Source organism: Pseudomonas sp. FBCC-B545 (genome assembly GCF_059134095.1).
On sequence record NZ_CP101441.1, the window covers coordinates 2,392,094 to 2,410,139 of the forward strand.

17 protein-coding genes are annotated in these 18,046 nt (G+C 59.0%); 5 read left to right on the forward strand and 12 right to left on the reverse strand.

The window, feature by feature from the left end:
- Positions 1-93: 93 nt before the first annotated feature.
- Entirely contained in the window at positions 94-564 is a 471-nt protein-coding gene (locus NMB39_RS11160; RefSeq protein WP_367236105.1) for a MarR family winged helix-turn-helix transcriptional regulator, read from the forward strand.
- A gap of 39 nt (positions 565-603) precedes the next feature.
- Here NMB39_RS11160 and NMB39_RS11165 read toward each other — a convergent pair whose 3' ends face one another.
- Positions 604-1,608, reverse strand: a complete 1,005-nt coding sequence (locus NMB39_RS11165) for a transketolase-like TK C-terminal-containing protein (protein ID WP_494339241.1) — start codon at positions 1,606-1,608, stop codon at positions 604-606.
- Between the two features lie 122 nt (positions 1,609-1,730).
- On the opposite strand from NMB39_RS11165, the gene NMB39_RS11170 reads away from it, so the two are divergent.
- A complete protein-coding gene (locus tag NMB39_RS11170) occupies positions 1,731-1,928 on the forward strand; it encodes a hypothetical protein (RefSeq protein ID WP_124356201.1) in 198 nt (65 codons plus the stop codon).
- A gap of 8 nt (positions 1,929-1,936) precedes the next feature.
- Here the strand turns inward: NMB39_RS11170 and NMB39_RS11175 are convergent, their stop codons facing one another.
- Entirely contained in the window at positions 1,937-2,971 is a 1,035-nt protein-coding gene (locus NMB39_RS11175; protein ID WP_057025235.1) for an AraC family transcriptional regulator, read from the reverse strand.
- Between the two features lie 3 nt (positions 2,972-2,974).
- Positions 2,975-4,105 (reverse strand): carbon-nitrogen hydrolase family protein, encoded by a 1,131-nt coding sequence (locus NMB39_RS11180; RefSeq protein WP_057025236.1) that lies wholly within the window; start codon positions 4,103-4,105, stop codon positions 2,975-2,977.
- A gap of 210 nt (positions 4,106-4,315) precedes the next feature.
- Between NMB39_RS11180 and NMB39_RS11185 the strand changes: the two genes are divergently transcribed.
- Together NMB39_RS11185 and NMB39_RS11190 are read left to right on the forward strand one after the other, a co-directional pair.
- Positions 4,316-6,355: an oxidoreductase gene (locus NMB39_RS11185; protein WP_494339240.1), complete on the forward strand. Its 2,040-nt coding sequence runs from the start codon at positions 4,316-4,318 to the stop codon at positions 6,353-6,355.
- Between the two features lie 57 nt (positions 6,356-6,412).
- Positions 6,413-7,330 (forward strand): 1-aminocyclopropane-1-carboxylate deaminase/D-cysteine desulfhydrase, encoded by a 918-nt coding sequence (locus NMB39_RS11190; RefSeq protein WP_057025238.1) that lies wholly within the window; start codon positions 6,413-6,415, stop codon positions 7,328-7,330.
- Here the strand turns inward: NMB39_RS11190 and NMB39_RS11195 are convergent.
- From NMB39_RS11195 to NMB39_RS11230, 8 genes are all read right to left on the reverse strand, one after another.
- On the reverse strand, positions 7,292-8,335 hold the full coding sequence (locus NMB39_RS11195; RefSeq protein ID WP_494339239.1) for a Rieske 2Fe-2S domain-containing protein: 1,044 nt from the start codon (positions 8,333-8,335) through the stop codon (positions 7,292-7,294). The two genes, NMB39_RS11190 and NMB39_RS11195, sit on opposite strands and share 39 nt — an antisense overlap.
- Positions 8,336-8,375: 40 nt before the next feature.
- Entirely contained in the window at positions 8,376-9,488 is a 1,113-nt protein-coding gene (locus NMB39_RS11200; protein ID WP_494339238.1) for a terpene synthase family protein, read from the reverse strand.
- Between the two features lie 49 nt (positions 9,489-9,537).
- Complete coding sequence (locus NMB39_RS11205) at positions 9,538-10,476, reverse strand: SAM-dependent methyltransferase (protein WP_494339237.1); 939 nt, start codon at positions 10,474-10,476, stop codon at positions 9,538-9,540.
- A gap of 25 nt (positions 10,477-10,501) precedes the next feature.
- Complete coding sequence (dxs, locus tag NMB39_RS11210; RefSeq protein ID WP_057025242.1) at positions 10,502-12,328, reverse strand: 1-deoxy-D-xylulose-5-phosphate synthase; 1,827 nt, start codon at positions 12,326-12,328, stop codon at positions 10,502-10,504.
- A gap of 224 nt (positions 12,329-12,552) precedes the next feature.
- Positions 12,553-13,098 (reverse strand): isopentenyl-diphosphate Delta-isomerase, encoded by a 546-nt coding sequence (gene idi / locus NMB39_RS11215; protein WP_494339236.1) that lies wholly within the window; start codon positions 13,096-13,098, stop codon positions 12,553-12,555.
- Between the two features lie 443 nt (positions 13,099-13,541).
- Entirely contained in the window at positions 13,542-14,102 is a 561-nt protein-coding gene (locus NMB39_RS11220; RefSeq protein ID WP_057025244.1) for a cytochrome b, read from the reverse strand.
- Positions 14,103-14,216: 114 nt separating this feature from the next.
- Entirely contained in the window at positions 14,217-15,044 is an 828-nt protein-coding gene (gene phnX, locus NMB39_RS11225; protein WP_057025245.1) for a phosphonoacetaldehyde hydrolase, read from the reverse strand.
- Between the two features lie 28 nt (positions 15,045-15,072).
- Positions 15,073-16,182, reverse strand: coding sequence for a 2-aminoethylphosphonate--pyruvate transaminase (locus NMB39_RS11230; protein WP_057025246.1), 1,110 nt, complete (start codon positions 16,180-16,182; stop codon positions 15,073-15,075).
- Positions 16,183-16,295: 113 nt separating this feature from the next.
- Between NMB39_RS11230 and NMB39_RS11235 the strand changes: the two genes are divergently transcribed.
- Complete coding sequence (locus NMB39_RS11235) at positions 16,296-17,150, forward strand: LysR substrate-binding domain-containing protein (RefSeq protein WP_057025247.1); 855 nt, start codon at positions 16,296-16,298, stop codon at positions 17,148-17,150.
- Here NMB39_RS11235 and NMB39_RS11240 read toward each other — a convergent pair.
- Positions 17,126-18,016, reverse strand: a complete 891-nt coding sequence (locus NMB39_RS11240) for a LysR substrate-binding domain-containing protein (protein WP_057025248.1) — start codon at positions 18,014-18,016, stop codon at positions 17,126-17,128. The genes NMB39_RS11235 and NMB39_RS11240 overlap by 25 nt on opposite strands.
- Positions 18,017-18,046: the final 30 nt, after the last annotated feature.

The following is an 18,046-nucleotide window of genomic DNA, read 5'->3' on the forward strand; positions in this document are numbered from 1 at the left end:
CGCCAATGTAGTTGCAATTGCAACTACATGACGGAATCTAGCGCGGGATGAGCTACTATTGCAACCTTCTTGAAATCCCCCGGATGGTGTTGCATGTCGTCGAAAGAACCGGATGTCTGGTTCCGTTTTGTCAGGGCCCACAGGACGGTCATCCGTGAAATCGAGCGGCGGCTGGCCGCGGTCGATCTGCCGCCGTATGCCTGGTACGACGCCTTGTGGGGCCTGGAGAGCGGGCCCGACGGTACCCGTCGCATGCACGAATTGGCCGATGTGCTGGCCATCGAGCGCTACAACCTCACGCGTCTGGTAGACCGCCTGGAAAAGGACGGCCTGGTGGTGCGCTCGCGTTCCGACGGCGACGGTCGTGCGGCGTTTGCCTCGATCACGGACGCCGGCCGGGTGTTGCGCAAAAAAATGTGGAAGATCTACGAAAGCACCGTGGACGAGCTGTTCCTGTCGCAGATCGAACCCGGGCAGCGCCAGGCGTTTGCCGATGCCCTGGAGCGCACCGCCGGGCTTGCGATGGCGGCGGGCGTGCCGACCCGCAGCCGCGGCAAGCGCTGAGCAACAATGAAAAGCCAATGCAAGCCCGAACATTCCAGCTCATCCAAGTGGGTAGCGGGCCATTGCCTTCTTCACGTCTAGTGCATCGATCCGTCCTTGTTCCGCCAACGCCTTGAGCGCCGATACCACCACCCAATACCGGCTCGGCGCCGTCGCCTGCACCGATCCCGCGCCCAACGCTATAAACCGCGTATCCACGTGCGCCCTCAACTGATCGACAATCGCCTGCGGATAGCCGGTCACTGCAATCACCGGCGCTGTATTTCCCGCCAGGCACTCACGCAGATGGCAACTGCGCCTGGGGGCCAGGGGGTGCAAGCGATTCCAGCGCTCGGCCGCCGCCGCCTCACGGGCCAGCCGTGTGTAGCTGGGGCAGCTCCATACCTGCGCCGTGATATTCCAGTCCTGTGCCAGCAACCGAGCGGCGAGCATGACTTCTTCAAGCGCCCGGCCAGCGCCGAGCAGGCGCACATCTCCCACTTGGCCACGTTGGATCGGATACATGCCTTTGTGGGCGTCTGCACGGTCCTGACTATCCAGCGTGGTGCTAGCGTCCTGATCATGCAGCGCCAGGTAATAAAAGCCCGGCTGCCCGTCGACGTACAGCGTGCGCAGCCCCGCCAGCACAATCGCCCGGGCTTCGTCACCCGAGGCGGGATCGTAGGGTGTGCAGCGTGGATGGGTCGCCAGCCACAACGGCAGCGACGGGTGCGCGCCCTTGGGCCATGGGGAGGGCTGGTTTTCGATGTCATTGCACAAGATGCCGCGCTGGGCGGTCTGGTCCGACAGTGCACACAGCTGTGCCGACGATGTCGCGCTGTGCAGGTAGAGCAAAGGTTTTTCGCCGCGATTGCGTGCAAACCAAGTGGGCCAGTTGCCCACGCGGCGGCTGCGTGACTGGCCGCGGATCACCCAGGCTTCTCGGCTGGATTCCAGGGTATTGGCCATGGTCATGACCGTATACAACGGCGAGCTGCCCGGGCTGGCGGCGGTGTCGAGTGCGTCGATGCAGCGCAGCGCAGAATGCGCGGTGGAAGCAGGCATGGGGCGAAGCTCCTTTCAACGGATGCTCGTACCCTAATGGAAATGTGGTTGCATTTGCAATGATTGCAATTGCACTTGAAAAGCCTCGCGGTTAAATCATCCCGACCCTGGCGCGTTTAACCTTGAAATGCCGGAATGTCATCACGTCGACATTTTTTCGTCATGACGGCACTTTAGGCTGGGTTCGCTGGTCATTTATCTGCAATCGATTTCAATTCAAGAAGGAGTTCACCATGGACGAATACCAGGAAGAATTGCTGGAGTACCAGGCATTCGAGCTGGATCCCCTGGATCCCGCCGACGATGCCACCGAGCTGTAAAACCGACTTCAGGTGGAATGCCGCTGACTGCGGCGAAATTCCCCTGGGGTCTGGTTGTTCCAGCGCCTGAAGGCCCGCTGGAAGGCTTGGGCCGAAGCAAAACCGAGCAAGTAGGCGATTTCGCCGAATGCCAGCTCCGTGTCGCGAATGTAGGTCATGGCCAGGTCGCGGCGGGTGTCGTTGAGAATGGCGCGAAATTGCGTGCCTTCCTCGGCCAGTTTGCGCCGCAGCGTCCAGGTCGGCAGCTTCAAGCGTGCCGCCACCTCTTCCAGGTCGGGCTCCCGGCCCCCATTGAGCATCGGCCCGAGCAACTGGGTAATGCGTTCGCGCAGGCTGCGGGTGCGGGTCAACTGCTCCAACTCTCTCTCACACAACTGCAACAACAGGTGCCAGGTGCTGGGGCAATGCTGTGGGTTGCGCAGGGCCAGGGTCGGTTGGCTGAGGCGCAGTTGATTGGCGTCGGCGCCGAAGTGCACCAGGCCGTCTCCCAGCACGCTGTATTGTTCGTGGTAGTCCGGCGCTTGGAATTCGATTTCGATCCGTTGCGCCTGCACCGGCTGCTGCGCCAGGCCAGACAGTTGCTGCAGCCAACCGGCGATGATCGAATCGACGACAAAGCGGTTATAGGCGTTGTAGGGACTGATGGAATAGAACCGCAGCCAAGCGCCCTTGGCATCCTCGTGAAAACTCGATTGCCCGCGATAATTGGAGCCGTACAGCGCTTCAAAGCGTGTCAGTGCGCGCGCTGCTTCGCGCACATTGGGTGCCTGGGCGGCGGTGACGCCGGCAAGGCCAGCCTGGCTCAAGCGACTGAGCTGGCCCATGCGCAGGCCCAGGCCCGGGTCGCCGGTCAGTTGGATGGCCGCGTGACCCAGGCGCATATAGCGCGGGATTGATAAGCGTGCGCCGGCCTCGGCCAGGCGCGCCGGATCGAGGCCGTATTGCAGCAGCAGCGGTTGCGGGTCCAGGCCGTGGCTGTGGATGGCGTCGGCCAGGGTGTGCACGAAGCCCACCGACAGATCCCCCAGGCGCACCGGCTTCAAGGGCTACAACCAGATGTTCAGCAGGCGCGCACCGCGGGCATCGCTGTCGGCGAACACTTGCCCGTTGCTGCTGAGAAAGCTCTGGCCGGCGCTGCCCAGGTCCCAGAACTGCCCACGTAAAAATACGCTCATGCCCGCCGTGGCTTGGCTGACGGGTTGCTGGCTGATCAGGGTCAGGCGGCGCCAGGCGGCGCCCTCGCTGGTTTCTTCGGGCTTGAGGCTGACTTCAGCAGGCGTCGACACGCTCTTGAAGCCACGCCATGGGCGGTCCCAGGTGTCGCGCCCGGTGACAAAGGCTGGCACCGCGACCAGTTGCGCACCCTGTTCGTTGAGCTTGCGGTAGTTGTCCGGGTACCAGCTGTCGCTGCCTACCAGAATGCCCAGGCGCCCGGCGGGCGTGTCGACCACGCTGAGGGTGTTTTCATCTCCTGGCGCGATAAATCCGCGTTCATCGTAGATCGGGTAGAGCTGGCGCTGCGGCTGGCCCAATGGCAAGCCATCGGCGGCAAACACCAGGCTGGCGTTGTACAGCGCGCCGTGGCCTACCTGCAGCACCCCCTGGCTGACAGTCGGGTTGGGCAGGGCGATGGAACCGGCCACCAGGGTCACGCCGAACTCCTTGGCCAGGCCGCCGAACAGCACTTGGTAGTCTTGCGCCATGGCCGGGGCTTTCATGCGCAAATACGCGTCGTCCATGCGGTTGTCACCGGTGGCGCTGATCCAGGCGCGCATGAAGGGCAGCGGGTTGCTGATCGACAGCCAGTGCATGGCGTCCTTCAGATGCGCGGCCTGGTACAGCTCGTTTTTTTCGCCACTGAGCATCAGCCAGGTGCCGATATGTTCGGGCAGCACCACGATGGTCTTGGGGTTGATCAGGCCCAGGTTACGCGCGTTTTGCAGGTAGGCCGCCAGTTTCAGGTGCAGGCGTTCCAGGCTCTGGTAGTCGGCGGGGAACAGCTCCGGCTGGATGCCCAGCAGGTTGCCACGCTCGGCCGGCTGGCCCTCATTGACGGCGAGGGTGATGCGCAGGTCTGACAGGTAATGCGCCACGGGGCGCTCCTGGGTCCAGACCAGATACGCGGCGAGGGCGGCAACCAGGGCCATGGTGACGGTGAACGCTAGAAGTTTACGCATGGGCAACAGACAACAGACCAGGTACAGGGTTCGCGACTAGGGTAGGGCCCATGGCGCGGCTTGCCAAGGGGCGCTGTGCATTTGGATCAATAACTTGTCAGTTTCAGTCATTGAGCGGTGGTCCACTGGCTCTTAGTCTGTGGGACATAAACCGATGGCACGCCGTTCGAGTGCGCCACGTCCCGTGATGATCCGTTGTGGAGCTGTACCATGACCGCTGCTGCCTACCCGCACCTGCTGGCCCCGTTGGACCTGGGTTTCACCACCTTGCGCAACCGTACCCTGATGGGCTCGATGCACACTGGCCTGGAAGAAAAAACCGGTGGTTTCGAGCGCATGGCGGCCTACTTTGCCGAGCGCGCCCGTGGCGGCGTGGGCCTGATGGTCACTGGTGGCATTGGTCCGAATGATGAGGGCGGTGTGTACGCCGGTGCCGCCAAGCTGACCACTGACGAAGAAGCGCAGAAACACAAGATTGTCACCCAGGCCGTGCACGAGGCGGGTGGCAAGATCTGCATGCAGATCCTCCATGCCGGGCGCTACGCCTACAGCCCCAAGCAGGTGGCACCCAGCGCGATCCAGGCGCCGATCAACCCGTTCAAGCCCAGGGAGCTGGATGAAGAGGGCATCGAGAAGCAGATCCAGGATTTCGTCACCTGCTCGTTGCTGGCTCAGGTCGCCGAATACGACGGCGTGGAAATCATGGGCTCGGAAGGCTACTTCATTAACCAGTTCCTCGCTGCCCACACCAACCACCGCACCGACCGCTGGGGCGGCAGCTTTGAAAATCGCATGCGCCTGGCGGTGGAAATCGTGCGCCGTGTGCGTGAAGCCGTAGGCCCGAATTTCATCATTATCTTCCGCTTGTCGATGCTCGACCTGGTGGAAGGTGGCAGCGTCTGGGAAGAAGTCGTGCAGTTGGCCAAGGCTATCGAGCAGGCCGGCGCGACCATTATCAACACCGGTATCGGTTGGCACGAAGCGCGTATCCCGACGATCGCCACCAAGGTGCCCCGTGGCGCGTTCAGCAAAGTCACGGCCAAATTGCGCGGCGCGGTGCAGATCCCGCTGATCACCACCAACCGCATCAATACCCCGGAAGTCGCCGAGCGGATCCTGGCCGAAGGCGATGCCGATATGGTCTCGATGGCGCGCCCGTTTCTCGCCGACCCGGAGTTCGTCAACAAGGCCGCGGCCGGGCGTGCTGATGAAATCAACACCTGCATCGGCTGCAACCAGGCGTGCCTGGACCACACCTTCGGCGGCAAGCTGACCACCTGCCTGGTCAACCCGCGGGCCTGCTATGAAACCGAGCTCAATTATTTACCGGTCAAGCAGATCAAGAAAATCGCGGTCGTCGGTGCTGGCCCTGCGGGCCTGGCCGCTGCCACCGTGGCCGCCGAGCGCGGGCACCAGGTGACCTTGTTTGATTCCGCCAGCGAGATCGGCGGACAGTTCAATATCGCCAAGCGCGTGCCGGGCAAGGAAGAGTTCTTTGAAACCCTGCGTTACTTCAAGCGCAAATTGCAGACCACGCACGTCGAGCTGTGCCTGAATACTCGCGTGAATGTCGAGCAACTGGTGGCGGGTGGTTATGACGAGGTGATCCTGGCCACCGGTATCGCGCCACGCACCCCGGCGATCCCGGGCGTCGAAAACGCCAAGGTCTTGAGTTACCTGGACGTGATCCTTGAGCGCAAGCCGGTGGGCAAGCGCGTAGCGGTGATTGGCGCAGGCGGCATCGGCTTTGACGTGTCGGAATTCCTCGTACACCAGGGCGTGTCCACCAGCCTGGATCGCGAGGCGTTCTGGAAAGAATGGGGCATCGACATCCAGTTGCAAGCGCGTGGCGGTGTGGCAGGGATCAAGCCCGAGCGCCATGCACCGGCCCGTGAAGTGTTCCTGCTGCAACGCAAGGCCTCCAAGGTCGGCGACGGCCTGGGCAAGACCACCGGCTGGATTCACCGTACCGGCTTGAAGAACAAGCAGGTGCAGATGCTCAACAGTGTCGAGTACTTGAAGATCGATGACCAAGGCTTGCATATCCGCATCGGCGCCGAGGGCGAACCGCAGGTGCTGGCGGTGGACAATATTGTCATCTGCGCCGGCCAGGACCCGCTGCGCGAATTGCACGATGGCCTGGTCGCCGCCGGCCAGAACGTGCACCTGATCGGCGGTGCCGACGTGGCGGCCGAGCTGGACGCCAAGCGCGCCATCAACCAGGGCTCGCGCCTGGCCGCCGAGTTATAAGGCGACAACAGGGGCGGTGTTAGACTACCGCCCCTTTTTTCATGCAGATGCGCCCACATGGGTCCTTTCGACTGGCTGCCCCACGCGCCCCTTGAACCTTTGCAACTGGATTGGCTGAACGGCATCGAGCTGGCCGTGCTGCGCCTGGACCGTATCGATCCGCTGATCAGCGGCAACAAATGGTTCAAGCTTACTGAGCACCTGGCTCAGGCTCGCGCTATCGGCGACAAAGGGGTTATCAGCCTCGGCGGGGCCTACTCCAACCATCTGCACGCATTGGCGGCGGCGGGCAAGCGCTTTGGTTTTCCCACCGTCGGTCTGTTGCGCGGCCATCCTCAAGACACACCCACGGTGCTCGACCTCAAGGCCTTCGGCATGCAACTGCATTGGCTCGGTTATGGCGGCTATCGCGCACGCCACGAGCCGGGCTTTTGGCTGCCTTGGCGCGAACAATATCCCCATCTCCATCCGGTGCCCGAAGGTGGCGGTGGGCTGGCTGGTGCGCTGGGCTGCGGGGTGTTGGTCGAACAGGCACGGGTGCAGTTGAGCAACCTCGGTTGGGCGGATTACGACGCTTGGTGGTTGGCGGCGGGTACCGGCACGACATTGGCCGGGTTGGCGTTGGCCGAGGCTGGCGCGCATCCAGTCTACGGCGCCATGGCGGTACCGGATGACCACGGAGTGGCGCGAAATGTGAGTGCCCTGGTGCAGGGCGGTTATGAACTACTGGAGGCCAGCCGAGGCGGCTTTGCCAAAGTCGATCCGGTATTGCTCGAGTTTATCCAGTGCACTGAACAGGCCTGCGGGTTGCCGCTGGAACCGCTCTACACCGCCAAGGCGCTGCTGGCATTGAAGCAACAGATCGAGGCCGGACGCTTTGCTTGCGGCACGCGCCTGATTTTTGTTCACACCGGGGGCCTCCAAGGCCGCCGAGGGCTACCCCTTGCTAGAGCGGGCTATATCTCTGGAATGTAAGAGCGTCTGACTGCCGCTATCAGAACCTGTGGTTTTCCCGCTTGAGTAAAACTGCATTGCCCAGCGCCGGTAAGCGACCAATGGTGCGTCGGTGGCAGAGGGTTTCGGGTGGCGAATAAAACTCCTTTTTTCCCAGATGTCGATATCTTGTTGCAGCTGTCGCACATACCACAAATGATAAACAGCCGGGGCTAGAAGCGCATATGCGGCTTTTCGTGCCCACGACGGCCACTTGCGTAACCAGGCGATATGCAGCTTCATGCTTTCTCGATAGGTCCATTTCAACGGGGCGATTTGTGCAGGTGTAACCAGGAATTTAGCTTGAATTCCAGCACGTTCCAAATTGACATCTACTATCATTAACCCCAGGCCATGGAGCTCTACGTCGATGCGTATTGGACGTCCTTTCAAGGTTATACTGGTGGTTAGAGCAAGCCGATGGCCCTCATTTTTCTGCAGTTTTGAGACCCCGTTCTCCCAGCCATGAAGATGTTGGAGGTGAGCAGGGTCAAAGCCATTTTCGCTCGGATTCTGAACGCTGCCGGGAAGCACACGAAGGCCCTGGATGGGCGCGGAATAACCGCTCCAATCGAATTCTGGTAATTCCCATTCTGGGGGCTGCCCGTGCGCACTCTGCCAGACGGCAATCAGGCCGTTCCAATCCCGGACATGTCGACTGTCCAACCGAGCCTGGGGTGGCTTATCCCCACATCCGGTGCGTACGCATCGGCCGTCGGGTGCGAAAGCGAACTTGTGATAAGGACAAACGATATCCTCACCCTCAACCTTTCCATCGCCGAGGTGGGCGCCGAGGTGTGGGCAATAGGGGCCAACTGCGCGTAACACACCAGTGTTTGTTCGATAGAGCACTACATCTTTACCCATGAACGGCTTGGTAATGATTGCTCCGGGCCTGAGCTCATCGGCGGTGGCGATCACAAACCAGCCGTCCGGATAAGGAAACGACAACAGATCAGTTTCGTTGGTGTGATCAGGGGCGTCCATGACATTTTCCCTCGATGTTGAGTCCTATGTGGGACGAAAATCATCTCGTACGGCTGGCCTGCTGCTCTGCAATATCTTCAGCTGCGATCTCATCGGTAGAAGGCAATGGCCTGATGGTCACTTCCCCGCAGATAAAGCGTTTTCCTTTGAAATCGCTTCCGTGATAGCGCGTGCTGACAGCATGGAACTCTGCATTTCCCGAGGCCAGATGTTCCAATTCCGTAAGGTATTGTCGTACGTCGTTGCGTTCTCCTAGGGGGCCGGCGAGAACCCTGTCGCGGGCGTCAATCAGTTTTTTCTCATTGTTCTGGACGATGACTGCCAGTTTATTTAGCGATTGCTGAAGGGTGAGCCCCTCAAGGCGCATGAACAGCCACACGGAGTTGACTGAGTCGGCGATATGTATTTCTTTGCGAAATGAATAAGGGTCGTTCACCAATGTGATCGAGTCGATAGCCGCGGTTCTTACGGTAACGAGCGATTCATCGGTAGCCAGTGCGTCAGTCATATCTACGTCGATTGCATACTCCGTCATCATGGCTGCCCACTCTCCATAATTATCAATGCGCCGTAACTCCACGTAGCGCTCAAGGGTGAGTGTGTCCATCTCAAGCGCCAGGGAGTTGGTTTGCCTCGTGATTAAGGTGTTTAACGACTCTTCCAAGCGACGCCACACCTGTGGTTTCGAAGATAGCTGGTCCTTTATAGGGACTAATCCCTCATATAGTAGTTGGGCGATGGGGAAGTCCGCAGGAGGCCTGATACCCGCTATCGCATCGAAATAATGCTGACGAAGTTCAGCTTGCCGTTGTTGGTCGGCGAGTATGTCGGGCTTGGTAGTGGTATCGTCGATCAGCGTGGTGATACTCATCATCCGCTCTAAATTGTAAATTCTGTCAGGTTTAGTATGTGGATATGCGAGACCACCATAGGCGGTCATTTCCATGGATAAGTAGTGATCAACGGCTTTCTGACTACCATAGTGAGCAAGAATATAGGGGCTGTCAGTGAGTGCGACCTGCTTGGTTACTGCCTCATGATCCGGGTGCCACATAGGTTTTAGCGTTAAATTAAAGTCAGGGTGATATATTGTATCGCCAGGTTTTGGTAAATTTTTCAAAGCGTGCACAAAGTTTTCAGGTGAGTTGTTCATGGATTTTTCCGAGGTATTGACAAATGCTTGGATGGCCTGAGGTAAAAACTTAGTAAGGTTTTAGTATCACGCTGTAAATCGAAATTTTATTCTTGACTATTGCAACTGACAAACTTTCACAGGTTGTGTGCAGCTCTTCCAGTGCGCCAGTTACGCCGCCAGGAAAGTTATTCTCAATGTTTGTTTTTATATTAAGTAGCCAGTGCGTCGCATCAGCGTTATCGGGTAGTATACGCATGTCCTGGATGGCAAATCCGCTTTGCTTAATTACCCGCGAGAGGTACTCAGGCGTCTTTCGGTGCTTGCAAGCAAGCCTGTCAACAGTGTCAGCTGTGTCGGAAGTGTATTTTTCAAGTTCTACGTTGTAGAGGTTGTCAGAAATGATAATTGTACCGTTTGGAGCAAGCTGCTTGGACAGTTTTTTCATTACTGTTTCGTATAGATCATTAGGGAAGTGAGATATGACTCCGCGCATAATAACCAGATCATAGGGTTCCTCTATTGAGGGTAATAGATCAATATCTTGCGCGTTGCATTGGTATAAATTAATGCGATCTGATAAAGCTTGATCTGCATGGAGTCTGGCTGCGTATTCCAGCTGACGTGCGCTGACATTAATGCCGTCCAAGTGCCTGCAATCAGGGAAATACTTAGCTAGATACACCAAGACGGTCCCCCAACCACAGCCGATATCGAGAATACGCTTAATTTCAGGGTTGCCTGGTTGCGCAAGGCCGGCCAGTTTCAGTTGTTTTTCAAAGTAACGCAGGCCCGATTCATCAAGCGTGATCGGCTGTGCAGAGCGTGGGTCGTCGTAAACACCGAACTGGAACCAAAGGGCGTTGCCAATTGCTTTGCGCCAGTCCTCAGGACTATCGCCATAGGTGTACACGACCTTTTCCTGGTAGTCATTGACACTGGAGCCTTGAATGATTTCATAGGTCAGGCTTTCCCCTGCAGGGTTGTACTGCTCGACTGAGGTACTCATGGCGCTCTCCTTGTGAGTATTCACTTTATGCTTGGGCTCGCAGCACATCGGCGTGTGAGGCAGAGCCATTCAACGGGACCTCCAGGCTTTGTCGCGCCAGGAATGTCTGTATTGAACTGGTGATCCCGGCGGCATCAAGACCACAGGCACCAAGTAGTTCTTCAGGGCGACCGTGCTCGATGAATTCGTCGGTAAAACCCAGCTGCAACGTTGGGCGTGATAGGCCAAAAATAGCGGCCAGATGCTCCAGGCACGCAGAGCCCACGCCACCCATCACACAGCCTTCCTCGATGGTCACCAGCAAATCGTGGGTGCGGGCCAATTCCTCGATCAGTGCGCCATCCAGTGGTTTGATGAAGCGCATATTGGCTACTGTCGCATCGAGTGCTTCGCCTGACTCAAGGGCGGGCAAAACCATCGAGCCAAAGGCCAGAATGGCAATGCGATCTCCCGCAGGTTGGTTTGAGGTGCGCCGTACTTCGCCTCTGCCAATCGGTAGGGGAGGCAGCGCAGATAGCGCGGCGACTGAGTTGCCTTTCCCGCGCGGATAACGCACGGCGGTGGGGCCGTTCTGGAGTAGTGCGGTGTGCAGCATCTGCCGACATTCGTTTTCGTCGGCGGGGCACATAATCGTCAGGTTGGGCACGCAACGCAGATAGGCTATATCGAAAGCCCCGTTATGGGTGGCGCCGTCCGCACCCACGATGCCGGCCCGGTCGATGGCGAACACTACGGGCAGGTTTTGAATGGCGATATCGTGAATCAGTTGGTCATAGGCTCGCTGCAAGAAGCTCGAGTAGATGGCGACTACCGGCTTCAGGCCTTCGCTGGCGAGTCCGGCGGCGAAGGTCAGGGCGTGTTGCTCGGCAATGCCGACGTCGAAGTAGCGATTCGGGAAGCGTCGCTCAAACTCGACCAGCCCTGAGCCTTCACGCATGGCGGGGGTGATGGCGACGACACGTGGATCGTTTTCCGCTTCGTCGCACAGCCACTGGCCAAATATCTGTGTATAGGTAGGTTTGCCAGGCATGGTGGGAAGAATGCCTTGCGTGGGTTCGAATTTTCCGGTGCCGTGATAGAGCACAGGGTCAGTGGCGGCCGGTGAGTAGCCGTGGCCCTTCTCAGTAATGATGTGTAGCAGTTGCGACCCTCGCAGGTTACGCACGGCTGAGAGGGCAGAAACCAATTCATTCAGGTCATGACCGTTGATGGGACCTGTATAGTTGAACCCCAGTGTCTCGAACAACGATGCCGGGGCAACAAGCTCTTTGAGTTCACCCAAGTGATAACGCAACGCCCCGACGGAGGGTGAAATTGATATGTCGTTGTCATTAAGGATTACCAGCAGCGGCAAGTCGCTATACAAGCCTGCATTGTTCATCGCTTCGAATGCCATGCCACCCGACAGTGCGCCGTCTCCAACCACCGCGACGCAGTGACGATGCTCGCCTTTGAGCCGGGCGGCTAATGCCATGCCCAGCGCCGCCGAAATCGAGGTGCTGGCATGCGCGGTACCAAAGGCGTCGTAGCTTGATTCGCTACGCCGTGGGAATCCGGAAATACCTCCGAACTGGCGAATACTCGCCATGGCTTCACGGCGTCCAGTAAGGATTTTATGGGCGTAGGCCTGATGGCCCACATCCCAGACAATCCGGTCCTTGGGCGTATCGAATACATAGTGCAAGGCGATGCTCAGTTCGACGGTGCCCAGGTTCGCCGAGAGGTGGCCGCCAGTGCGTGAAACGCTATGCAGGATGAACGCACGCAGCTCGTCTGCCAGAGGCGCAAGCGCTCCCGAATGCAGGGCTCGTAAATCAACCGGGTTGTCGATGGTATTGAGCAGCTCGAACATGCTGGACTCCTTGTTATAGCGCTATTCCCGTGACGGCATGTCTCAGTGCGTGCCCGTGCTGATCAGGTCAATCATCTGGTCCAGCCATGTTTGATCGTCATGCAGGGTTAATTCTGTGTGATCGTCGAGGTATCGAATGTTGGGTTACCTTGCGCGATGACGTTACCGAAGCCATCGTTGGGTTGCAGTGCAGGGTGTTCACTGGGGCAGGGCGTGAATTCAGCCTAGCGGTCGATGGGCGCAAGCTCTTTCCAAGCGAGCACTCCGGCAAGTCCGATGGTCTCGAATATTCGGCGGAACCAGACAGTAAAAGCCCCCGGAGTTGCGTCGATTTGCGTATGAATGTGCGAAAGCTTCATCCATCGCCAAGCATGTGCTTCGTCGGGATTGGCAATGGGGTCGCTACGGCTGATACCGACAAATATGTGGTCGAACTCGTGCTCGATGAGCTGATTTGAAACTTTCTCTCGATAGAGCAGAGTGGAGACCTTATGCAGAGAGCACGTAATTCCCATTTCTTCCTGCAAGCGTCGTGCTGCAGCCGCTTTTGTCCGTTCACCAGGGCGTGGGTGGCCGCAACAGGTGTTGGTCCATAGGCCTTGCGAGTGGTATTTGCCGAATGCGCGCTGCTGTAGCAATAAAGCCCCTGCGTGGTCGAAAATAAAGATCGAAAACGTGCGATGTAACTGGCCTTTTTGATGGGCTTCTAATTTGGGGGCGCAACCTTTTTTGCGGTCATATTGGTCGACTAGAATAAGTAACTCTTCCATAACGAGACCCCATTCATTGCGTCTTCGCTACTTGGTTACTGCTGACCAGACTGCGTAGGAAAAATCAGACGTGCATATTGGTAGTTGGAGAATTTAGTTGGGTTTTTGTGGTTTTCAAGTTTTTAAATAGAGTTGTTTTTTGCAATTTTCTACTGAGTAATTTCGAGTAGCTATAAGAGCGGTTTATGATTTTCCGCAATTTTATATATAGCTAAAAATTATGAGTTGAGGTTTATGGCGCGTTGTGGCTTGTTACGCTCAAGCTGATATAGGGATATTAGTAATGTCTGCCGTTTTTTTAACTGGCGCAGAGGTGACATGTTTAGTTTGTGCCGTCAGTCGAGAGAGAATGACGTTGTGGTAGTTCGCAGGAGATGTAAGACCTGGGCCTAACACCCCCTGCTCGTGGCGGCGAGCAAACTCACTCCTATAGGGAAAAGCTGTCAGCCGGCGGGTGTATGCCTTCCCGGTATCATGCGCAGCGCCGTGTTATCGCGCATCACATAATGGTGAAAGATCCCCGCCAGCGCATGCAACCCGATCAACCAATAACCAACCTGGCCGAACAACACATGCCAGCTTTCAATCTCCTCGGCCAACGCCTTGTTTTCTGCAATCAGCGGCGGTAACTCCATCCCATAGAACATCACCGAATGCCCTTTGGCACTGACGATCAACCAACCGGCAATCGGCAAGCCGATCATCAACGCATACAACGCCCAGTGCATCAGCGTCGCCAGCAGGCTCTGCCATTGCGGCGGTGCCGGCACGATCTTCGGCGCGACTCCCAGGCTGCGTGCAAACAGGCGCAGCCACACCAGCACAAACACGGTCAGGCCGAGCATGAAGTGCATTTCGACGATCAACGTGCGCGCACCGCTGCCTTTGGGGAATTGCCCGCGCAGTTCAATGCAGGCGTAGACCACCGCCAGCAGCACCACCATCAACCAGTGCAGCGCAATCGACATGGTGCTGTAGCGTGAATCGGAATTTTTCCACGGCATTGCTGGGTTCCTCTCTCATCAGGGCATGCCTCCGTTCTTTGGCGACGGAGTGGGTTAACTGTATGCCCGTTTCAAGCGCTTCGCTCGTTGCAAATGCCGTTGTCTTGATCCTGGTCAGTCGCTCTGCGGCATTTCCCCGCGGGCCAGGCGAGCATTGATCTCGGCGATGACAGCCGGCAGATCGGTGATGGTGTCGATCAGATAATGCGGGCGCGAACTTTCGAACATCGCTTCGATACGCTGGCGCTCGCTGGTCAACGTGGCGCTGTCCAAGGCACGGAATTGATCAAGGGTCAGGCCCAGGGCATTGCCCGAGCAGGTCAGCGCCACCGTCCACATGCCGGCGCGACGGCCTTCAAGAATGCCCGGCACGGTGTCGTCGACCTTCACGCACGCGGCCACGTCATCAATGCCCAGGGCGATCACATTGGCCAGGGCCTGGGCCGGCCACGGGCGACCGTTGGGGACTTCGTCGGTGGCGACCACATGGTCGGCGACATAGCCGTTGGTGGCGGCCAGGGCCACGACCTTGTCCATCACTTGCTTGGGATAGCCGGAGCAGGAGCCGATCCTGATCCCTTGCGCCCGCAGCGCTGCAATGGTGTCGAGGGCACCGGGGATCAGCGCCGAGTGCTCGGCGATCTTCTCGATCTGCAGCGGCATGAAGCGCTGGTAGATGGCGGTCACATCATCATCGGTCGGCGTGCGGCCGAACGCCTTGCGGTAGCGCTCGGCAACTTGCGGCTGGTCGCAGAGGGTGCGGATATGGTCCCACTTGCCCATGCCCATCGGGCCACGGGCTTCCTCGATAGAGACTTGCACGTCGAACTCGGCAAAGGCCTCGACAAAGATCTGCGTGGGCGCGAAGGAGCCGAAGTCGACCACGGTGCCGGCCCAGTCGAGGATAACGGCCTGGAGGGTGTTGGGGTTTTGGTAGTTCATGGTTCAGATCCTGTGGTAATGGGGGGAGTCAAATGTCCAACACTTCCATTTCTTGCAGCACCTCGGCGATGGCCTTGACCGCTGCGCGCATGCCGGCCGCGTCGACATGGCCGATGCAGCCCACGCGAAAGGTTTCCACCTGGGTCAGCTTGCCCGGGTACAGGATGAAGCCCTTGGCCTTGACCCGTTCGTAGAAGTCCTTGAACTGGTAGCGCGGGTCTTTTGGTGCGTGGAAGGTGACGATGATCGGCGCCTGGATCGCCGCCGGCAGAAAGCTGCGCAGGCCCAGTGCGGCCATGCCATCCAGCAGTGCCTGGCAGTTATCCGCGTAGCGTTGATGGCGGGCGGGCAGGCCGCCTTCCTCAGCGTATTGCAGCAAGGCTTCATGCAGGGCGGCGACCACGTGGGTCGGCGGAGTGAAGCGCCATTGGCCGGTCTTGACCATATAGCTGTGCTGGTCGAACAGGTCCATCGCCAGGGAATGGCAGTTGCCTTGGGCAGCGGCCAGCGCATGTTTTTCTGCAAAGACAAAGCCCATGCCCGGCACGCCTTCCAGGCATTTGCCGGAGGCGGCGATCAACGCTTCGAACGGGACTTCGCGGGCATCGATCGGCAGCGCGCCGAAGGAACTCATGGCATCGATTATCAGGCGCTTGCCGTGGTGTTTGACCACCTGGGCGATCTCCGGCAGTGGGTTGAGGATGCCGGTGCTGGTTTCACAATGGATCAGCGCGACGTGGGTGATGGCGCTGTCGGCGTGCAGCAGGCGATCCACATCGGCAGCGGTGGTGGGCGCGTCTTCGGCGGTTTCAAAGGTGCTGAATGCGCGGCCAAGCACCTCGCAGATCTTCGCCAGGCGCTTGCCGTAAGCACCGTTGATCAGCACCAGCACCTTACCCTCGCGGGGCACCAGCGTGCCGATGGCCGCTTCGACGGCGAAGGTGCCGCTGCCTTGTAACGGCACGCAATGATGGCTGTCAGCACCGTTGAGGATCGCCAGCAGCTGCGTGCAAACGCTGGCGGTGAGCTGGTTGAAGCGGTCATCCCATGAGCCCCAATCCACCATCATCGCCTGGCGGGTGCGGTTCGATGTGGTCAGGGGACCAGGGGTCAACAGGATCGGCGCGGCAGTGGTCATCTCAAGTCCTCGCAAGGTATCGGGGGTTGAAGCTACGGCGCCTAAATTGCAGTTTGGCTTGTTATCAATCAAATTGTTTGTTGTTATGCGAGCTATCAGTGAGGCCGATAACTATGAACCTGTTCCAACTACGTGCATTCGATGCGGTGGCCCGCGAGGGCAGTTTTACCCGGGCAGCGGCTCGGCTGTTTATCAGCCAGCCGGCGGTGACCGGGCATATCAAGGCGTTGGAGGAGCACTACCAGATTCCGTTGTTGCGCCGTACCGCCCGGCGCGTGGAGTTGACCGAGGAGGGCGCGCGCCTGGCGGCCATTACCCGGGCGATCTTCGGTTTGGTGGACGAGGCGCAGACCATGCTGGAGGCCAACCGCCAGTTGCTCACTGGACGCCTGGAAGTGGCCGCCGATGGCCCGCACTTGGTGATGCCGATGATCGCCAGCCTGCGCTCGCGCTACCCGGGCATTACCGTGAACCTGCGCTTGGGCAATGCCCAGGAAGCCTTGGCGGCGCTGCTGTCCGAACATGCGGACGTGGCGGTGCTCACCGAGGTGGAGCCGCGTAATGGCCTGCACTTGCAGCCTTTGGACGAGTCACGGATTTGCGCGCTGGTGCCGGCTGCGCATCCGTGGGCAAACCAGCGCGAAGGCATTCAACTGACGCAATTGCACGAGGTGATCATGGTGCTGCGCGAGCCCAGCTCCATCACCCGGCGCACCTTTGACGACGCCTGCCTGGCGGCGCATGTGCAGCCCAAGGTACTGCTGGAGTTGGACAGCCGTGAAGCCGTGACCGAGGCCGTTGCGGCTGAGTTGGGGGTAGGAGTGGTGTCGTCGATGGAGGTCAGCCCGGACCCGCGTGTGCAAGCGGTCCCGATCCTGGGCGATGGGCTGCTCAACCGGCATATGCTCGGGTGCATGGAGCGGCGCCGCTCGCTGCGCTTGATTCAGGCATTTTTCGAATTGGCATGAAGGCTCTCACGCACGATTTCCAAAAAGGTCCGCACCACCCGACGTGAGCTCTGTTCCTTCAGGCACACCAGGGTTTCCTTCATGCGCTGGGTGCAATCTCGAATCGGCATGGCGTACACCCGTGCGTCGGCGCCGAACTCGGCTGCCGACACCACGCCCACGCCAATGCCCACCACCACCGCCTCGCGGGCGGCTTCGCGGCCTTCTACCTGGATCGCCGGGCGAATGCGCAGGCCGGCTTGGCTCATTTCCTGCTCCAGGGTTTGACGGGTGACCGAGCCGATTTCGCGCAATACCAAGGGTGTGTCGTCGAGGTCGGCCAGGCAGATCGACTCGCGTCCGGCCCAAGGGTGGTTGCGTGCGACAAACGCCAGGAGCTGGTCGTCGGGCAAGGGCAGCGACAACAGGCGCGCATCGTCGACATCGCGCCCCAGCAGCGCCAGGTCAGCCTGATAGTTGTACAGGCGAAACAATGATTCATCGGTATTGCCGGTTTCGATCTTCACGCTGATTCCGGGGTACAGCTGGCAGAAGCGCGCAATCTGCGGCAGTACATGCACCGGGGCATCCACCGCCAGGGTGAGGGTGCCGGTAAGCAGGGCGCGGGAGTCCTGCAGCAATTCCTCGGCTTCGGCCTCGATCACAAACAGCCGTTGAGTAATGCCCAGAAGGCGTTCACCGAGGTCGGTCAGGCGTACCGAGCGCTTGTTGCGGTGAAACAGCAATACGCCGAAGCGCTCTTCGAGTTTGCGTACCTGGTCGGAAATCGCCGGCTGGGTCAGGAACAGCCGCTCGGCGGCACCGGTGAAACTGCCGTGGACGGCCACCGCGTGGAAGGCCTTGAGCTGGGCATGGGAAACCGACATGGCAGGTCCTCTTACAAGCTGGGCTTATAT